This is a genomic window from Sporosarcina sp. NCCP-2331 (assembly GCF_023707945.1).
In the GTDB taxonomy this organism is placed as follows: Bacteria; Bacillota; Bacilli; order Bacillales_A; family Planococcaceae; genus Sporosarcina; species Sporosarcina cascadiensis.
This window is the reverse complement of record NZ_BRCD01000027.1, coordinates 1-18,938: the sequence shown is the minus strand read 5'-3', so window position 1 is coordinate 18,938 and position 18,938 is coordinate 1. Positions and strand designations below refer to the sequence as shown.

Below are 18,938 nucleotides of genomic sequence, written 5' to 3'. Positions count from 1 at the left end.
GAATAAATCCACCCCTTAAGATTTTTTGCCGCTCTGTTGTATAACATACGGCATCGAACACGATTCTTCAGCATTGATCATAGTTGCCCCCACAGCCATTGATCAAGAAAGCGACTTGTAATTGACGATTCATGTCCTAATTTGAAGTCGTGTTAGTACTTATCATACCTAAAGTCTAGATAACTTTCAACTGAATTGTGAAAATTTCAACACTATCTAATTCAGCCGTCAATCTATTGTTTTTCAAACAGTTATATAACAGTTCATTTCTCCTTCCTCCATGACTATTTAACAATTTGACGAGTCAATATACTTTACTGTAAGGCGTAAAATTAATAAGTTATAATGAGTCAGATCTATTTGACACTACAATCCCCTTGTGATAGTTTTAGAGACAATCATCTGAATTGAATAGTTTGAAAATAGGTGAAATGAAAGAATGAGTCATGTCTTTCACTTCTTAAAAGGGAATCCTTTTCTTGGAGCGGTCCCGCCACTGTGAAGACGCCTTTGCGTCCAGCCAGATACCTGCCTGTTTTCATAACGCTTAATCCTACGGTGAATAGGGAGGTGTTAGACACACGCAAATTGTAATGCATGCTTATTTACGCATGTATATTTACACATACGCGCATCTCTAACATACTTCGTTAGAGATGCTTTTTTATTGAAAAAATGTAAGGGGGAAATGAAAAATGGTAAAAAGCAGTATACTGGGTTATCCCGTTATCGGAGAAAATCGTGAATGGAAAAGGGCACTTGAAGCCTTCTGGTCGAAGAAAATTACAGAAGAGGAACTACTTCAGACAACTAAAGAGATCCGGCTGCATAACTTGAAAAAGCAGAAAGAAGCAGGAGTGGAACAGATTCCGGTAGGTGATTTCACATTGTACGACCGCGTACTAGACACTTCCGCAATGTTCGGAATCATTCCTTCCCGTTATCAGTGGAAAGGCGGTCCGGTTTCGACTGCACAATATTTTTCGATGGCACGCGGAAATGACGATGCAGTTGCATCGGAAATGACCAAATGGTTCAATACGAATTATCACTATATCGTACCGGAATATGAAGGCCAGCGTTTTCAGCTGACGGAGAACAAACCTTTGGCTGCCTATCGCGAAGCAAAGCAAGAACTCAATATTGAAGGGAAGCCTGTACTTCTCGGTCCTTATACGCTGCTGAAATTATCAAAAGGCTATGAAGACAAAGACGTTCCGGCGATCATTCTTCAGCTGATCCCCCTCTATCAGCAGATACTTCAGGAACTGCAGGAGGAGGGCGTAAAGTGGGTTCAGATCGATGAACCCATTCTTTGTACTTCCATCTCTGCAGATGAAATGAAAGCTGTAACAGAAATCTATCTTCAGCTGACGAAAAATATCGACAGTCTCAATATTATGCTGCAGACGTATTTCGACTCTGTTGAACATTACGGAGAAACAATTGCCCTGCCCGTTGCAGGAATCGGTCTTGATTTCGTACACGGCGGTAAAAAGAACCTTGAAAACTTGACAACCCACGGCTTCCCCGGCGATAAAATCTTAGGTGCGGGCATAGTGGACGGACGAAACATCTGGCGCTCTGATTTAGATGTTAAACTATCCCTTCTTCAGACAATCAAGCAGTATACAAGCGCAGAAAAACTATGGATTCAACCGTCATGCAGCCTCCTACATGTACCTGTAACAATCCGTTCCGAGCAGAAACTGGACTCCGTCATCACCAATGCTCTGGCATTTGCGGATGAGAAAATCAGAGAAATCAACGCTCTTTGCAACGCAGTGCACAAAGGTAAAGAAACAGCGGCAGACTTTGCTGACAGCGAAAGAGCATTGACTGCATTCAATGAACTGTCTGCCCGCAAGCGCCTAGATATACGCGAAGCTTCATCAGGCAGTATACTATCAGACAGCAAACGCAATCTACCGTTCGCAGAGCGTAAAGCAAAGCAGCATGAAAAATTTCAACTGCCTTTACTTCCCACTACTACAATTGGAAGTTTCCCGCAAACACCGGAAGTGCGCAGGACACGTACAAAATGGCGCAAAGGTGAAATCACAGATCAGCAGTATAAGGATTTCGTCAATGCAGAAATCAGTGAATGGATTAAAATTCAGGAAGAGCTGGGTCTGGACGTCCTGGTACACGGTGAATTCGAACGTACCGATATGGTTGAATATTTCGGCGAGAAACTGGATGGTTTTGTCTTTACTGAGAAAGCGTGGGTTCAGTCTTATGGATCGCGCTGCGTCAAGCCTCCCATCATTTATGGAGACGTTGCTTTCACAAAGCCGATGACTGTTGAGGAATCCGTCTATGCAAAGTCGCTGACGGATCATGAAGTAAAAGGAATGCTGACAGGTCCAGTCACTATTCTGAACTGGTCTTTCGTAAGAGATGACCTGCCAAGAGAAGAAGTCACAAATCAAATTGCTCTGGCACTTCGCAAAGAGATCGAATCACTTGAAGCAGCCGGTATTCATATGATCCAAGTAGACGAGCCCGCACTGCGTGAAGGACTTCCATTGAAGAAAACAGAATGGGATCACTACTTAAATTGGGCAGTGAATGCATTCCGGGTTGCGACTGCCTCGGTAGAAGACACGACGCAAATCCATACGCATATGTGCTATTGTGACTTCAACCACTTTATCGATGCAATCAGTGCACTGGATGCAGATGTTATTTCCATTGAAACGTCACGCAGCCACGGTGATCTGGTCGAGTCGTTCAATGAATATCACTATGATAAAGGAATTGGTCTCGGCGTCTATGATATCCACAGCCCTCGTGTGCCGGCAATAGAAGAAATGACAGCAATCATCGACAAAGGATTGGAAGTACTGGATCCTTCACAGTTCTGGATTAATCCGGACTGCGGTTTAAAGACAAGAAAGCGCGAAGAAACAATCGCAGCTCTAGAACATATGGTTAAAGCAACAGAGCAGGCACGTGAGCGTTTAGGCGTTACCGCAACAAAATGACTAAAAGAGCAGACCCGTAAATCAGGTCTGCTCTTTTTATTTTATAAAACCATTGCGGCAATGACACCAAAAATAACTAATGGAATATTGAAGTGCAGGAATGTCGGTACACATGTATCCCAAATATGATGATGCTTGCCGTCTGCATTCAGACCCGATGTCGGTCCAAGCGTACTGTCTGATGCCGGAGATCCAGCATCGCCCAGTGCTCCTGCTGTACCGATTAAAGCGGCTGTAGCAAGAGGCGAGAATCCGACCGCCATACAGATTGGAACAAAAAGTGCGGCAATAATCGGAATCGTCCCGAATGAAGAACCGATCCCCATTGTGATCAAGAGACCAACCATCAGCATGATAAAGGCGATCATCATTTTATTGTCACCCAGTATTCCTGTAGCTGAATCGACAAGACTTTCTACAGCTCCTGTCTCTTTCAGTACAGTAGCATAACCAGAAGCAATCAGCATGACGAAAGCAATCATACCCATCATCGCGATGCCGTCATTTACGACCTTTTCCCCGTCTTTAAATGGAATAACAGTCAGGACGAACATCAGGAAGATCCCCGCCAGCGCACCAAGTATCAACGAATCAGTAGTCAGCTGGACAACCAGCGCGGCAATAATTGAAACGATTGTAAAGCCATGGCGGATATTAAATTTCAAGTCAATATTTTCTGCTTCTTCTTCTCTCAGAATATTGATTTTCTCTGCATCATCATCTGCATATTCACGCGGCTTACGATAGGAAATGAATACAGCAACCAATAGTCCGACAATCATACCGCTGCCTGGAATCAACATAGCCAAGTTAGCTTCGGAAAGAGTAATATTCATTCCGCTTGCAACCATTTCATCAACAATAATTCCTTTGAAGATCAAACCGAATCCCGCAGGAATCATAATATACGGCGTTTTCAATCCGAAAGTAAGCGCTGTCGCAACACCTCTGCGGTCAATTTTCATTTTATCAAATAAATGCAGCATTGGCGGAATTAAAATGGGAATAAATGCAATGTGAATCGGTACTAAATTTTGTGAGAAACAGGCAACGAGAGCAATTGTTAATAATAAAATAATCCGCTTGCCTCTTAATATTCTCACTAAATTCTTCACTAAAAATCCTGCAATTCCTGACATGCCGATCATTACGGCAAACATCCCGAGCAAAATATAGCTTAACGCGGTATTCGCCTGTCCGCCCATTCCTGAAACGAGCATGGACGTGGCATCTGATAAAGAAAGCCCTTCCATCAGACCCGCCACTCCTGCAGCCACTAAAATAGCGAAAATTACATTCACTCGGAATAAACTTAGTACTGCCATTATAACGACGGATACTACAACTGTATTAAATAACATTTTCTCATCTCCATGTCTTCTATCTGCGCCCTTGAAGCAAGCGCTTACAACAACCTGCGAATAACATCCAGCTGCAGCCGGACGGAAATAATCGCCGCCGGCATTAGACTGGATATGTCATTCTTGCATTACAATATTATATTAGCAGTAAGATTATGCTTGTTTCGGCAGAGATTGATCCGCAAATGCTTTCCAGTCCATCTCAAGCAGCCATGCAGCAGCAGCTTCGATATCCTTAGAGAAAATGCGATCTTTTTTAATGCTTGGTACAACAGTACGAGCTTCTTCATAGAACTTCTTCGTAAAGTCAGCCAGTTTTTCAGCTCCTCTGTATTCTGCAGCCTGCATTGCACAGATCAATTCAATCGCCAGTACTCTGCGCGCATTCTGAATGATTTGGTACGCATGGCGAGAACCGATAGTCCCCATGCTGACGTGATCTTCCTGGTTGGCAGAAGACGGAATCGAGTCAACACTTGCCGGGTGAGCCAGCGTTTTATTCTCTGAAACTAATGATGCTGCAGCATATTGCATAATCATCGCTCCGGACTGTAAGCCGGGTTCTGGGCTCAGGAATGGCGGCAAATCGTTCAGCTGCGGATTGACAAGACGCTCAACCCGACGCTCTGAAATATTCGCAAACTCTGCCATGGCAACTTTCAGGAAGTCCATAGCAAATGCGATCGGCTGGCCGTGGAAGTTGCCGCCTGAGATAACCTTTTCACCTTCATCAAAAATTAACGGATTATCAGTTGCCGCGTTCATTTCGATTTCCAGCTTTTCTCTTACATAATCAAGAACCTGCCAAGACGCCCCGTGAACTTGAGGAATACAGCGTAATGAATACGCATCCTGCACACGAAGTTCCCCTTGTCTTGTTGTCAACTGGCTGCCGATGAACATACGGCGCATACGCTCCGCTACTTCTGTCTGCTGGCGGTAGCCGCGTGCTTCGTGAACATCCGCATCGAAAGCATCCACGATTCCGCGCAAACTTTCCAATGTCAATGTAGAGATTGCTTCTGTTTGATAAGCAAGCTGTTCCGACTCGATGTAATTGACCAGTCCCATTGCGGTCATCGCCTGCGTTCCGTTGATCAGCGCCAAGCCTTCTTTCGCTTTCAATTTAACTGGCTCGATACCTTCCTGAGTCATTGCTTTCATGGATTCCATACGCTCGCCTTTATAGAATACTTCTCCTTCTCCCATCAAAACAAGTGCTAAATGTGACAGAGGAGCCAAGTCTCCGCTTGCGCCGAGTGACCCTTGCTGCGGGATAACCGCATGAATGCCGGCATTGACAAGATCCAGCAGACGTTCGATTACGACAGGGCGAATTCCTGAAAATCCTTTTAAAAGAGCATTTGCACGAAGCAGTGTCATCCCGCGGGATACCATTTCAGGAAACGGTTCGCCGATTCCGCATGCATGCGAATGAATTAAATTTAATTGAAGCTCTTCCGTATTTTCCGGTTCAATGAGCACATCACTGAATTTACCGAATCCTGTTGTGATACCGTAAACAACTTTACCTTCTGCCACAATCTTTTCTACTGCTTCGCGGCTTTTCTGAACCGCTTTCATACTTTCTTCTGAAGCCTTTACCTGCACTCCATTTACCAATACTTCTCTTGCCTCTTCAATTGTTAGTGTACGTCCAGTTAATTCGATCATTTACATTTCCTCCTTGATGTCATTTGCTCCAGTTGCATACATCTCATGAAGTAAGAAACCTTTTTGAGCAGGCAAAAAGAGGCTATATCGACAGACGGATCCCTAAAGGGGTACCGCGCATGTCAAATATAGCCTCCTTATTGTCTAAATAACTATAGGCTTATTTCTTATTTACATGTGATTGATCCCTAAACCAATTGCCTCATGTTCGAAACCGCGAACCGGTGCTCCGATTGTACCGTAAACTGCCACGGCAATCCATTCGCCTTCTGCTTCATGTTCGAAAGGCGTGCCCCGGACAATCGCAAAGCGGAGACCAGCAGTACGCAGCATGCCGCCTAATTCCACCTGGCCGCGCGTTACGCCGTGCATGGCTTCAATAATCGCGTGATACAGTGAGTGCATTTCACGATAGACATCCTGGTCTACAATTCCTTGCCGTTTTGCCAGGGTTTCGATGGCCGCTACAATCTTTTGAAACTCCATCGATCCTACTTTACCCTTACCATAACGCCACCCCAGCTGCTGTAGTTCATTCTCAATTCTTTGATCTTCTGCTTCACTCTCTGAGAACGTATACAAAACTGCCTGGCGTCCAATCCTTGTATCAAGCTTTTCCATGTTGTACCTTCTTCTTCAGATGTACTCACATCTAATTTTCACTACTGACTGACTCTATTATTGCAGATGTATTACAGTTGGTCAATACATGCACGAAAATAATTAAAGCGCTTTCTTTGTCACTGCGTTTGGAGCAGCTGCTCCAAACGCAATATTAATCAAACTGGCGCGACAGATTTGCCATTTCAATTGCCGAAACGGCTGCATCCCATCCTTTATTTCCAGCCTTTGTGCCCGCGCGCTCAATGGACTGCTCAATCGTATCTGTCGTCAATACACCGAAGATGACAGGTACTCCCGACTGAAGACCTGCCTGCGAAACTCCTTTTGCCGCTTCATTACAGACGTAGTCAAAATGAGGCGTTGCGCCGCGAATAACAGTGCCCAGCGTAATTACTGCATCGTATTTCTTGGAATCCGCCATTTTTTTCGCAATGAACGGGATTTCAAAAGCCCCCGGCACCCACGCAATGTCCACATCCGATTCAGCTACGCCATGTCTCTTGAATGCATCCTGTGCTGCCGAAAGTAATTTCCCTGTGATAAATTCATTGAAACGCCCTACAACAATACCCACTTTTAACCCTGTACCTGTTAAATGACCTTCAAATAATTTCCCCATTGTCATCTCTCCTTAGATCGTTAATAAATGCCCGAGTTTTTCTGCTTTTGTCTGCAGATATTTTTCGTTTTCTATTTTCATCGGCAATTGAATCGGCATGCGTTCAACAACTTCCAATTCATAGCCTTTCAAACCCGCTATTTTCTTTGGATTATTGGTCAGCAAACGCATTTGTCTGATACCAAGTTCGCGCAGTATTTGTGCTCCTATACCGTAGTCACGCAAGTCTGCCGCAAAGCCTAATTTTTCATTGGCTTCTACTGTGTCGTATCCCTGCTCTTGCAGTTCATAGGCTTTGAGTTTGTTGATGAGGCCGATGCCTCTGCCTTCCTGACGCATATACAGCAGCACGCCGCGGCCTTCCTGCTCAATCTGCGCTAATGCGGCATGTAATTGAGGTCCGCAGTCACAGCGGCAGGATCCGAATACGTCTCCCGTCAGACATTCGGAATGAACACGTACCAAGACCGGCTCGTTCGTTGTCATATCGCCTTTAACCAATGCCACATGCTCTTTACCGGTAAGCGCCTCGGTATAACCGATCATGCGAAACTCCCCAAAATCAGTAGGCAGCTTGATTTCCGCTTCCCTTACAATTAATTGCTCCTGCTGCAGGCGATAACGAATCAAATCCTGGATCGTAATCAGCTTTAAATTCAGCTCTTCCGACATCTTCCGCAATTCCGGTACGCGCGCCATCGTGCCGTCGTCATTCATAATTTCGCAGATGACGCCTGCGGGTGAACTGCCGGCAAGCCTAGCCAAGTCTACTGCAGCTTCCGTATGTCCTGTACGTTCCAGAACCCCTCCAGATTTCGCAACTAGCGGAAAAATATGACCCGGCCGTTTGAATTCATTCGCAGCTGCAGCAGGCTCCATCATCTTGACAATTGTATCTGCACGTTCAAATGCACTGATTCCAGTATGTGTGGTGATATGGTCGACACTGATAGTAAATGCAGTGCCATGTGTATCAGTGTTATGATCTGTCATCATCTGCAATCCAAGCTGCTGTGCTTTCTCCTCCATAATCGGCACACAGATCAAACCGCGTCCTTTCGCTGCCATAAAATTAATAATTTCAGGTGTGATCTGATCGGCCAGCGCGACAAAGTCTCCTTCATTCTCACGGTCTTCATCATCTACTACGATGACGACTTTGCCCTGTTTTAAATCTTCCAGTGCTTCTTCGATTGTATGAAACATTTAATTTCTCCTCCTCATTCACTCACAAGAATCCATGCTGCCTCAAATAATCTTCAGACATTGTTTCTTTTTTACCGACACCCCGGTTCAGCATATTTTCCACATATTTTGCGAGCATATCACATTCAAAATTGACCGTTTCACCTATTCGCTTATTGGCGAGAACGGTCATTTCCTGTGAATGCGGAATGAGCGAAATGGTGATATCTGTTTGATTTACTTCAAAGATCGTCAATGATGTTCCGTCTAATGAAATCGAGCCTTTGTTAAGCAAATAAGGTTCATATTTTTCGGGCAATGCAAGCCTGATATAAAGGGCATTATCGACAGTTCTCTTCTCACGTATCACAGCTACTCCGTCTATATGGCCGGTGACAAAATGACCGCCAAATCGTCCGTTTGCAGCAAGTGCACGTTCTAAATTCACTCTGCTCCCGGCTGTCAGCTGGCACAGAGATGTAGACGATACGGTTTCCGGCATCACATCAGCCGAAAACTGACTGCCTGTAAACTCTGTTACCGTCAGACAGACACCGTTTACCGCGATGCTGTCACCGAGATGAACATCTGTCAGTACTTTCGAGGCAGCAATTGTCAGAGTCATCGATTGGGAATCGGGACGTACGCTTTTGACTGAACCAATTTCTTCAATAATTCCTGTAAACACTGCTCAATCCACCACTTTCGGTATGGCTGTTATTTTGATATCGGGACCGATTAGTTCCACGCTTTCGAAAATCAGGTTGAGAGCTTCATTCATCATACGCGGATTCAACCCGCTGACCGGTGTCAGCGAATCCCGGCCACCAAGCAATTTAGGCGCCATATAACAAATCACTTTCTGTACAGCGCGTGCTTTGACAAAGGAAGCATTGACCGCTGCACCGCCTTCAACTAACAGTGTCATGACATCCCGCAAGCCAAGCTCCAAGAGAATTTCTCCGATGACAAGATCAGTTTTGAGCATACGGATCACTTGAACATGAGGCTGTGTAAATAAATTTTCACGCTGCGGATCTGCATCTTTTCCGCAAAAAATCCATGTGGAAGTCTCACTGTTTTGAATCACCTGACTGTGTTCTGGTGTTCGCAGCCAGGTATCTAAAATAACTCGAATAGGATGTTTTCCACCTTGGGGCAGTCTGGTGGTGAGAAGAGGGTTATCATGAAGTATAGTTTGAACGCCTACTAAAATCGCATCTTGGGAATGACGAAGCAGATGGACATCGAGCCTTGCCTGCTCACTCGTCACCCATTTACTGTCTCCTGCAGAAGTTGCAATTTTACCGTCAATTGTCATCGCTGTTTTCATTGTCACATGAGGTGTTTTTGTTCGAATAAAATGAAAAAATGATTCATACAGTTTCTGTGCCTGTTTGCTGCACAGGCCATCCTGTACCTGTATACCCGCGGCTCGCAGACGTTCCATGCCTTTGCCTGCTACCAGCGGATTAGGATCCGAAATCGCGACAAATACACGTAAGACACCTGCTTGGATTATTGCATCTGCACACGGAGAGGTTCTGCCGGTATGGGAACACGGCTCCAGCGTGACATACAAATCAGCACCTTTCGCTTTTTCGCCCGCCATATCCAGCGCAATACGTTCTGCATGACTTTCACCTGCCTGCATATGCGCACCCATCCCGATCACTCGGCCGTCTTTCACCAAAACAGCACCGACCGGCGGATTGGGAGACGTCTGACCTGCAACATTTTCTGCAAGCTTCAGCGCCATTTCCATAAAGTCTTGATTCACTGCAACACACTCCAACTTGCTGTATTCCTCTGTGACATTATCAATGAAAAAAACCCCGCAGAGTAAAAATGCGGGGCTTGTGACCATGACAAAATAAGCGTTATAAATGACAAATTTAAAAAACGCACTGTTCCTTCTCTCATCCAGACTGTAACTGTCGGCTTTGGAGTTTCACCAAATCCACCTTCTGCTTAATAGCATCCGGGTCACGGACTAAGAGCTCGTAAGCTCATCACCGTCGGTAGGGACTTCCACCCTGCCCCGAAGGAAACTTATTCGATTACCTACGAGTCTAGCATACCCAATTAAGAAAAGACAATATCTGAATACTTATTCAGTTGAAAATACCTAGTGCACAGTTCTTTTCGCAGAGCAGTGAGATAGAAAAAACTTCTCTTATGCCGATAAGGCAAGAGAAGTCTTCAAATCGAAATTAAAATGTCAGCAAAATCATCATCGCAAACAGCAGTGTCATATAATTTACTGAATATAAAAACATAACATTTGCCCATCGGTAATTATCTTTTGCATAAAATCCATAAATACTGGCACCGATATACCCGAGATTCATCAAGGTGGCAACCACAAGGAAAGCTGTCCCGAACATTGGCAGTAAAAACGGCAGCGGCAGCAGGCACAGTACGTAATTCAGCATCTGACGCTTAGTAAAATCAAAGCCTTTGACGACTGGAAGCATCGCCACATTTGCCGCTTTATAATCATCGTATTTCTTCATCGCAATTGCAAAAGTATGAGGCATTTGCCAAATAAATAAAATAGCGAACAGTACGATCGGCACAATATGATTGGCGGGCATGATTGCAGCCCAGCCGATTAAAGGTGTCACTGCACCTGAAACACTTCCGATTACAGTATTTAATGTATACTTACGTTTAGACCACATCGTATAGGGAATTACATACGTGAACCAGCCGATAAATGCATAAAGTGCTGCTTCAAAAGTCGTGAATAACAACAATAACATACCAATCCCAGATAATATCATTCCGATATTTAATACCGTTTTCAGTTGAAAATTCCCTGTAACTGTCGGCCGCTGCTGCGTTCTTTCCATAAAGGTATCGATGTCTGAATCGTACCAGTTATTCATCACCAGCGCCCCTGCCATCAGGAACGTGCTGCCGATCATCGTCAGCCAGAACATTGTCCAGTTCCCCGCAAGAGTCATTCCAGAAAAATAAAGTGCCAGCCAGAAACCAGCAAAAACCGGTAATACATTCGCGATAAGGACAGGTCCTTTAATCAATGATTTAATATCTGAGAAGAAGGCAGACGCCGAGCGGCTGTGTGTATCAGACGATACAATATGGGCTTCTTTCGTCATAAGATCCGTTCTCCTTTTCTGCTTATGTTTCACAATTAATGATAAGTTGATTACTGTATACTTCTAACTATATCATTTTCTTAAAAGTAAAATCAAAAAAACTCGATATTTTTTACAAAGTGTTACAAATCTTTGTCCACACCGAAAAAGACAGGAAAGTGTATGTAAACACCTTCCTGTTTTTCTATTCGCTTTTAGCTGAAACGCCTGCGCTTTCAAAAGTGGCCATTTCATTCACCATACGCACAGCAGACTGGATCACTCCAAAGGCAACCGCTGCTCCAGTTCCTTCTCCAAGACGCATGCTCAGTGATACAATCGGCTCTTTCCCCAGATAGCTATATGCTTTTTGATGTCCCGGTTCCATCGATTGATGACCCAGCAGCATATAATTCACTGTTCCTTTTCCAAGCCGCTCTGCTACACAGGCTGCAGCTGTAGAAATAAAACCGTCCAGAATAATCGGCACGCGATTTGTTGCTGCCGCCAGCATCGCCCCTGCCATTGCAGCTAATTCCAAACCGCCGACCTTCTGCAAAATATCATAGCCGTCTTCCGCATCAGGCTGATGAAAATCCAAAGCTCTTTTCACGACATCAATTTTATGAACATGCTGTTCAGATGAAATACCTGTTCCGAATCCCACCAGTTCTGCAGGATCCAAACCGGTAACTGCTGCTGCTACTGCACTGCTCGCTGTCGTATTCCCGATTCCGACTTCACCGACCGCCAAACAGTCGACACCTTTCTCAAATAAAGCCACCGCTTCTTCGTAGCCAGTCTGAACCGCGCGCAAGGCTTCTTCAGCCGTCATAGCTGCTTCTTTTGCGAAATTCCGAGTACTTTCACGTATTTTCCGGTTCTTCACCGGCTCTTCGAATTCCCCGCCTTTTACTCCTACATCAACCAATGAAAATTCCGCTTGCTGCTGTCTTCCGAACACATTGATCGCGGCACCGCCCTGTGCCATATTACTGACCATTTGACGGGTTACTTCTTGTGGAAATGCTGATATCCCTTCCTCTGTCACTCCGTGGTCTGCAGCGAATACCAGAATACCGAGCTTTTCCAGATGCGGCATAAACTGTCCCTGCATTTCAGCTATCTGGACAGCTATCTCTTCTAATTTACCTAAGCTGCCGACAGGCTTCGTCAACGTGTCTATATAAGCTTTGGCTTCTGCACCAGCCCGCTGATCCAGGGCGGGTATTGTATAATTGTACACTTCAATTCCTTCTTTCACTTCATTAATTAGATAAATGCATTTTCATTCATATGTACAGTATATCACTAGAATCAAAGAGTTTGATATCAGCTTTGCTTGTTCTGAGAGAAATTACATGACTCTCTAGTAAATTGAGGCTTCCTGCATGTATACTTAGGAGTGTACAGCATACTTCAGATTGAAAAGTTCCTGACAGGGTATAGAACCCTAAAAGAAAAAGGAGTCGAAAGCACATGATTAGCGAAAAATTAGCACAAGCATTGAACGAACAGATGAACAATGAATTTGCCGCAGCTCAAACGTATTTATCCATGGCATCCTATTGTGAATATCAAAATTACAGCGGTTTTGCCCACTTCTTCCTTCAACAGGTGGAAGAGGAGCGCTTCCATGCCATGAAGATTTATTCTTATTTGAACGACCGCGGCATCCGTGCCATCATTACAGAAATACCGGCGCCTGCTACATCGTTCGATAACTTGGTCCACACGTTCGAAGTGGCATTGAAACAAGAAAAAGAAGTCACGAGATCATTTTACTCAATTATGGATCTGGCATGGGAAGAAAAAGAGCATGCGACAATTTCATTTCTGAACTGGTTCCTGGATGAACAAGTTGAGGAAGAATCAACGTTTGATACACATATCGAATATTTAAAGCGTATCCGCGAAGATAAGAATGCTCTGTTTATTTACGAAAAAGAACTGGCACAGCGTTCTTTTAAAGAAGAATAACCAACAGGCAGGCGAAGGGTCAGTGACCTTCACCTGCCTGTTTTTTTGCAGCGATTTTTTCCAGACAGTGCTGACAGATGCAGTGTTTATGCAGTTCTTGTTCTGGAATATGGAAGAAAACTTCTTCAGGAAATGTTTTAGACGTGCACCAGCAAACTCCTTTTTCTTTTGGCAGTCCATTGCCGCAATGGTTGTCCCCTTTGCAGATGGGACAGACATCCGTTGCACTCATAACCTGTGCTTATCGAGCTCAGCTGTCTGCTTCTTCTCCAGCTTTTCAACTCGTTCTTCCAATTCTTTATTGCGTTTCATGCTTTCCATTGAATATAATCCCGCCAATAAAGCCACCACAAACGTTGCATAATTAAACCACTCCATACAGTCAGCCCCTTTTTACTTTTCTTTTTTCAAAAATGTTTTATACACCTTCTTCAATGTTGCCGGGTTCAGTTCCATCTCATTTTCATACATATATTTAACTGCATATCCCAGTGCGACAGTCATCGAACCCGCGACGCTCGCTGCCACTACCATGCCTGCACCCGGAATCACTTTGACGATTTGGCGGAATGCTGTTTTTCCGATATTGCCAACAACGGTTGCGATAATCAACTCTTTTGCATGATCCTTCGTAATCGGCTTGCCGTACAGCGTCGACAGTTTCAGCATGAGGCCGACCTGTAATGTCGTAAGCGGAACAAAATCGGCTCCGGGGATCGGCACCGCACCGATTGCAGCGGCAGAAGCGCCGGCCGCTAAGATCCAGCGCTTGGCAATCGATGATTTATCCGCCATTTCTGATGCCAGCAGCACATCTTTATTCGTTTCTTTCAATTGCTGCAGAATTTCTTTCTGAAGAAACTCCATCTGTTCCCCTGTTTTAGATGAAACCGGGATAACGGGATAAGCAAACCCAGTATGCTCCAGTATGTAGTTCACTAAACTCGGAATGTCATCTGCGGCATCGATTTTATTGAGGACAAGGATAATTTTCTTGTTAAGCGTCGCAATTTTATTCAGAGATTTCAGTTCGGTATCTGAAAGGACCGTACCCGCTGCATTCAAAAAGAATAAAATGACATCAGCTTCATTGTAGAATTTCAGTGTTTCTTGTGAATGTTCCTGGTAAATATCATCAAGTCCGGGTGTATCGACAAACAGGATATTTTCTCTGTAATAATATTTCTTTACTTCTTTTGTCTCTCCGGGCTGTGCGCCTACTTCCGCCACGTCTTTTTGCATAAGACGATTTAATGTAGAGGACTTTCCTGCATTGACGTCACCGATCATCGCGACTAGGATTTCCTTTTTTAACTGTTCATTAATATCATCCGATTCCTGCTGAAAGATTTTGTCGAACGAGTCATCTGACATAAAATTTGTTACTTTCACACAAACACATCCATTCAACTGATTATTTGTAATATTTAGTTTACTGAGTTGTAGAAAAAGCATCAGTCAAGAAATACAGATGACTGATGCTTTTTCAGTTTGTTTCTTAATAATAAGGTGAAATGAGGATATACACAAGTACACCAGTCAGACTGACATAAAGCCAGATCGGCATAGTCCAGCGCGCAATTTTTCGATGGCGTGCATTTTCCATATTCCATGCTCTTGCGACACTAGTTAGAGCAAGCGGCACAATCGCTGCTGCAAGGACAATATGCGTGATTAAGATGAAATAATAGAATCCTGCCATGAATCCTCCGCCTCCATATGGAGTGGACTCTGATAAAAAGTGATAGGAGACATAGGTCACGAGGAATAGTGCCGTTGTACAGAATGCTGCATAAATAAAGCGTTTATGCACAGTAATATTTTTCTTCAGTATTGCGACTAATGCGCAGACCAGGAAAATAAATGTAAAGCTGTTAAAGATGGCATTCAAAAGAGGCAGTATCGTAATATCAAATGCTGTGAAGTTTTCAACTCCGGGCATTCCCGCCAGCACGCCGATCGCACCAATTAGGATAACTGAAATAATGATGATGGGGGGTTTGTAATTACGTTTTTTGAATGAGCCGTGAATTGTTGTGTGATTGCTGGGATTCATCTATAGACACTCCTAATTCTATATTTATAAACTACCCTACATACTATCATATATAACCTTCCTGCGAAGTTAACTTTGTGTCGATTTTTGAACTTGATTGGATGTTTCTTCATGAAATTCTTCTATAATTTTAATGAACTTGTTAATTGTCGGCGTCAAATACGAATCAGATCTTCGTACAAACACCGTTTTTATGCGGCTGTATTTCGGGGGTAAAGGATACGTATGCACGAGTCCCTGTTCCACAAGATGCGCGACTGTGGACTTCGGCACAAATGTGACACCAAGCCCCGCTGCCACACTGCCAAGAATTGTTTCAAGTGTACCGAATTCCATCATTTTTGTCGGAGTGAACTGTTCATCCGCAAGCCAGAGTTCCAGTCTTTCCCGGTAGCCGCAGCCTTTACTGAAGCACAAAATCGGTTCATCTTTAATATCTTCAAGTGATTGAAAGGGTTTATCAGACAGAAGAACGAGTTCTTCTTCCAGTACATCATGCACCGCCAGATCTGGATGAGCGTGGCCCGCCGAAATAAAAGCACCGTCCAATTGATGATTCAGCACTTTATACTGCAGCTCCTCCGTGACCCCGCTCAATAAAGATAGATCCACCTGTTTGTACTTTTTATTATATCTCGATAGAATTACAGGCAGTTTGATCACCGTTTCGACAGAGCCAATTTCCAGTTTTCCTGAAGGCTCCTTATCATTCTGCACGACTTTTCTCATTTCATTTGTCAAAGACAGAATCTTTTCACTATAAATGAGAAGCCTCTTTCCTTCCGGCGTCAAAATCATTCCGCGGTTATGCCGATTGAATAACGGGGTTTTCAATTCATTTTCCAGTTTCTGAATCCTGGAAGTAATGTTTGACTGTACATAACGAAGCTCTTTTGCAGCTTCCGTAATTGTTCCTTTTTCTGCAACCATCTGGAATATTTCCAAGTCCTTAAACTCCAATTTACTCCCTCATTTCTCTATTATCTCTATGGTATCAAAAAAAATGATAGTACGCATCATTATAATTCGTTTTACATGATGGCAAATCTTTAGTTTACTAGAGTTAGTACTTCGAGGAGGTTTGTTTTAATGAAAAACAGAATTTTATGGGGAGCGTTTCTATGCTTTATCGCCAGTGCGTCTTGGGGTGCGATGTTCCCTGTTGCCAATAGCGCATTTCAAGCCATAGATCCATTTTATTTTACGTTGATCCGCTATGTATCGGTAACTTTTTTACTAGTCATTTTATTGTGGTGGAAAGAAGGAAAGCAGTCATTCCGCATGGAGAAGAGAGGGCTTTCGCTTTGGTTCTTCGGCACAATGGCGTTTGTTGTCTATAACCTTTTCATTTTCTGGGGTGAGGATTTAATGGGCGAGCCAGGGATTATGGTCGCATCTATTTCGGAAGCGATGATGCCGATGATTTCGATTGTCATCGTTTGGTTCGTCAGCCGGCATAAGCCGCATGGTTTCACGCTGGCTTGTGTATTCACTGCATTTATCGGTGTCATGCTGGTTATAACGAAAGGCGATTTGCGCTCGTTCTTGACCGCAACAGATGATATCGTTCCTTCCCTGCTGATCTTTTTAGCGGTAATCGGCTGGGTCATCTACACAATGGGCGGTGACCATTTCAGCGGCTGGTCTGCTCTGCGTTATTCAACACTTAGCTGTCTGCTCGGTACGGCCACTGCCTGTGTCGTGGTGTTTTTCGTTACACTGACAGGTTATATTTCGGTACCGACAGTTGCTGTTTTGCAGACGGTCACCCCACATATGCTGTTCATGATTATTTTTCCGGGGATCATTGCTTTGCTCGGCTGGAATGTCGGCGTGCGGATCTTGTCTCCATTGAACGGATTGCTGTTCATCAACTTCGTGCCTGTGACGACGCTGGTCATTTCATTTGTACAGGGGTATCAACTGACAGTATTTGATTACCTCGGAACCCTCTTCATCATTGCGTCACTGCTCGGCAATAACATCTTTTTACGCCTGCAGCAAAAGCGCAAGGATGAGGCGAAACAATATAAGAATCAGCCTCAGCCGAGTGTGACCGCATAAATAAGCAGGCTTGCTAAACCAATTGGTTTAGCAAGCCTGCTTTTCATTCCACTAGGCACCTGCTTTAAAACTTGAATCGATGAACAATTCGGTTCAGTGCAGCAGCTTGATCTGTAAGTCTTACCGCATCACCGGCCAGCTGATGAATCCCTTCAATCTGTTCATCCATTCCCGCAACGGTTTCAGTAACGCTTTCTGTGAATTGCTCGGAAATAGAGGTGATCTGTTCAATGATCTTTTCAATCTGTTCGCCGTCTTTGATCAGCTCTTCCGCATGTCTGCTGTTACTGCTGACAGCCGATTTCGTTTCGATGACTGCTTCGTTCATTTGATGGATGGACTGTCCTGCTACTTGGACGATTTCGACACCTTCCTGAATCGTATCGGTATTCGACTCCACCTGCTCTACGGCAATTTTCACTTCATGATTCGTCTTCTCTAAAGTCCGGACAACGTCGTTTGCGAAGTCATTCGTTTCTTCCGCAAGCTTACGGACTTCATTGGCAACGACAGAAAATCCGCTGCCTGCATCTCCCGCCCGGGCTGCTTCTATCGAGGCGTTCAATGCCAATAAATTGGTCTGCTCCGCAATTTTTGTGATCAATGAAACTTTTTGGATGACCTGATTAATATCGTCCGCCACTTGCATGATTTTCTGAGAGGACAATTGAACCGCTTCATTAATTTGCTGCATTTTCTGCTCAGATTCCTCGATTGCCTGGCTGCCTTCTTCTGCGGCAGAAGACGCCTCTTCAGATTTGGAAAGAGTTTGCTGTACGCGCGTTTCCATTTCCCGTATCCCCTGCATCATCGTCTGCACCATAGCGTTTGCGGACTGCAGCGAAGAAAGCTGCTGTTCTGTTCCGCTCTGGAAATTTTGCATCGTATCGCCATAGGCAGTAAAGACACCGGATATCCGCTTGGCTTCAGAGGCTTGGTCCTCGCTGATCTGGTCTACGATACTGGATGACTGATCTAGCTCTTTGACAATATTCTTTGTACCGATGACCATTTTATTAATTTCAAATCCAATTTGGTTAAATTCGGATCGAGACCGTTCAGTTACCTCTGCTGTCAGGTCGCCTGCTGAAATCTTTCGCGTTACTGACCGCCATGACCGAATGCCTTTCATGACCATCTTATAGAGAGAAATGGTTGTGACTGCAGAAATAATAAGTGACCCAGCAGTAAAAACCGCTCCCTGATTGAACGGGAGATTGAATAGATAAGCAAGAAACGCCATAACAGCAGCCGGCAGAATTATCGATGCTGTCATTCCGTAAA

The 18,938-nt window shown here is 44.3% G+C and carries 18 protein-coding genes and 1 riboswitch; of the genes, 3 read left to right on the top strand and 15 right to left on the bottom strand.

The features are described 5' to 3' along the window. The first annotated feature begins 695 nt into the window (after positions 1-695). Complete coding sequence (gene metE / locus NCCP2331_RS14555) at positions 696-2,987, top strand: 5-methyltetrahydropteroyltriglutamate--homocysteine S-methyltransferase (RefSeq protein ID WP_251671599.1); 2,292 nt, start codon at positions 696-698, stop codon at positions 2,985-2,987. 41 nt (positions 2,988-3,028) lie between these two features. Here metE and NCCP2331_RS14550 read toward each other — a convergent pair whose 3' ends face one another. The 9 genes from NCCP2331_RS14550 to cobT all read right to left on the bottom strand — a co-directional run bounded on the left by NCCP2331_RS14550 (position 3,029) and on the right by cobT (position 12,800). Further along, positions 3,029-4,348 carry a Na+/H+ antiporter family protein gene (locus NCCP2331_RS14550; protein WP_228551054.1) on the bottom strand — a complete coding sequence of 440 codons (1,320 nt, stop codon included), beginning with the start codon at positions 4,346-4,348 and terminating at the stop codon, positions 3,029-3,031. Positions 4,349-4,501: 153 nt separating this feature from the next. Beyond that, entirely contained in the window at positions 4,502-6,022 is a 1,521-nt protein-coding gene (gene hutH, locus NCCP2331_RS14545) for a histidine ammonia-lyase (RefSeq protein WP_251671597.1), read from the bottom strand. 171 nt (positions 6,023-6,193) lie between these two features. Beyond that, on the bottom strand, positions 6,194-6,643 hold the full coding sequence (gene hutP / locus NCCP2331_RS14540) for a histidine utilization transcription antiterminator HutP (RefSeq protein WP_153721836.1): 450 nt from the start codon (positions 6,641-6,643) through the stop codon (positions 6,194-6,196). A 154-nt stretch (positions 6,644-6,797) separates the two neighbouring features. Next, positions 6,798-7,265: a 6,7-dimethyl-8-ribityllumazine synthase gene (ribH, locus tag NCCP2331_RS14535; RefSeq protein ID WP_251671594.1), complete on the bottom strand. Its 468-nt coding sequence runs from the start codon at positions 7,263-7,265 to the stop codon at positions 6,798-6,800. Positions 7,266-7,277: 12 nt separating this feature from the next. Beyond that, positions 7,278-8,471: a bifunctional 3,4-dihydroxy-2-butanone-4-phosphate synthase/GTP cyclohydrolase II gene (locus NCCP2331_RS14530; protein WP_251671592.1), complete on the bottom strand. Its 1,194-nt coding sequence runs from the start codon at positions 8,469-8,471 to the stop codon at positions 7,278-7,280. Positions 8,472-8,493: 22 nt separating this feature from the next. Beyond that, positions 8,494-9,138, bottom strand: coding sequence for a riboflavin synthase (gene ribE, locus NCCP2331_RS14525; RefSeq protein WP_251671590.1), 645 nt, complete (start codon positions 9,136-9,138; stop codon positions 8,494-8,496). Between the two features lie 3 nt (positions 9,139-9,141). Beyond that, positions 9,142-10,230 carry a bifunctional diaminohydroxyphosphoribosylaminopyrimidine deaminase/5-amino-6-(5-phosphoribosylamino)uracil reductase RibD gene (ribD, locus tag NCCP2331_RS14520; protein ID WP_251671588.1) on the bottom strand — a complete coding sequence of 363 codons (1,089 nt, stop codon included), beginning with the start codon at positions 10,228-10,230 and terminating at the stop codon, positions 9,142-9,144. A 127-nt stretch (positions 10,231-10,357) separates the two neighbouring features. Further along, positions 10,358-10,503: riboswitch (FMN riboswitch) on the bottom strand. Positions 10,504-10,663: 160 nt separating this feature from the next. Then, positions 10,664-11,575, bottom strand: a complete 912-nt coding sequence (cyoE, locus tag NCCP2331_RS14515) for a heme o synthase (RefSeq protein ID WP_251671586.1) — start codon at positions 11,573-11,575, stop codon at positions 10,664-10,666. A gap of 184 nt (positions 11,576-11,759) precedes the next feature. After that, entirely contained in the window at positions 11,760-12,800 is a 1,041-nt protein-coding gene (gene cobT / locus NCCP2331_RS14510; RefSeq protein ID WP_376776828.1) for a nicotinate-nucleotide--dimethylbenzimidazole phosphoribosyltransferase, read from the bottom strand. Positions 12,801-13,033: 233 nt separating this feature from the next. On the opposite strand from cobT, the gene NCCP2331_RS14505 reads away from it, so the two are divergent. Beyond that, a complete protein-coding gene (locus tag NCCP2331_RS14505; RefSeq protein WP_153721829.1) occupies positions 13,034-13,534 on the top strand; it encodes a ferritin in 501 nt (166 codons plus the stop codon). Between the two features lie 19 nt (positions 13,535-13,553). Here NCCP2331_RS14505 and NCCP2331_RS14500 read toward each other — a convergent pair whose 3' ends face one another. The 5 genes from NCCP2331_RS14500 to NCCP2331_RS14480 all read right to left on the bottom strand — a co-directional run bounded on the left by NCCP2331_RS14500 (position 13,554) and on the right by NCCP2331_RS14480 (position 16,550). Beyond that, the gene (locus NCCP2331_RS14500) at positions 13,554-13,766 is read right to left on the bottom strand and encodes a cysteine-rich CWC family protein (RefSeq protein WP_251671585.1); all 213 of its coding nucleotides are present in this window, start codon (positions 13,764-13,766) and stop codon (positions 13,554-13,556) included. Then, on the bottom strand, positions 13,763-13,912 hold the full coding sequence (locus NCCP2331_RS14495) for a hypothetical protein (protein WP_153721827.1): 150 nt from the start codon (positions 13,910-13,912) through the stop codon (positions 13,763-13,765). Before NCCP2331_RS14495 ends, NCCP2331_RS14500 begins: the two co-directional genes overlap by 4 nt. A 15-nt stretch (positions 13,913-13,927) precedes the next feature. Beyond that, a complete protein-coding gene (locus NCCP2331_RS14490) occupies positions 13,928-14,926 on the bottom strand; it encodes a YcjF family protein (protein WP_376776827.1) in 999 nt (332 codons plus the stop codon). Between the two features lie 106 nt (positions 14,927-15,032). Then, positions 15,033-15,590 (bottom strand): DUF420 domain-containing protein, encoded by a 558-nt coding sequence (locus tag NCCP2331_RS14485; protein ID WP_251671583.1) that lies wholly within the window; start codon positions 15,588-15,590, stop codon positions 15,033-15,035. A 69-nt stretch (positions 15,591-15,659) separates the two neighbouring features. Continuing rightward, positions 15,660-16,550 (bottom strand): LysR family transcriptional regulator, encoded by an 891-nt coding sequence (locus tag NCCP2331_RS14480; protein WP_153721824.1) that lies wholly within the window; start codon positions 16,548-16,550, stop codon positions 15,660-15,662. A gap of 129 nt (positions 16,551-16,679) precedes the next feature. On the opposite strand from NCCP2331_RS14480, the gene NCCP2331_RS14475 reads away from it, so the two are divergent. Beyond that, on the top strand, positions 16,680-17,654 hold the full coding sequence (locus tag NCCP2331_RS14475) for a DMT family transporter (protein ID WP_251671581.1): 975 nt from the start codon (positions 16,680-16,682) through the stop codon (positions 17,652-17,654). A 64-nt stretch (positions 17,655-17,718) separates the two neighbouring features. On the opposite strand, the gene NCCP2331_RS14470 is transcribed toward NCCP2331_RS14475, so the two are convergent. Beyond that, positions 17,719-18,938, bottom strand: a 1,220-nt coding sequence (locus NCCP2331_RS14470) for a methyl-accepting chemotaxis protein (RefSeq protein ID WP_251671579.1), incomplete at its 5' end; no start/stop codon positions are given.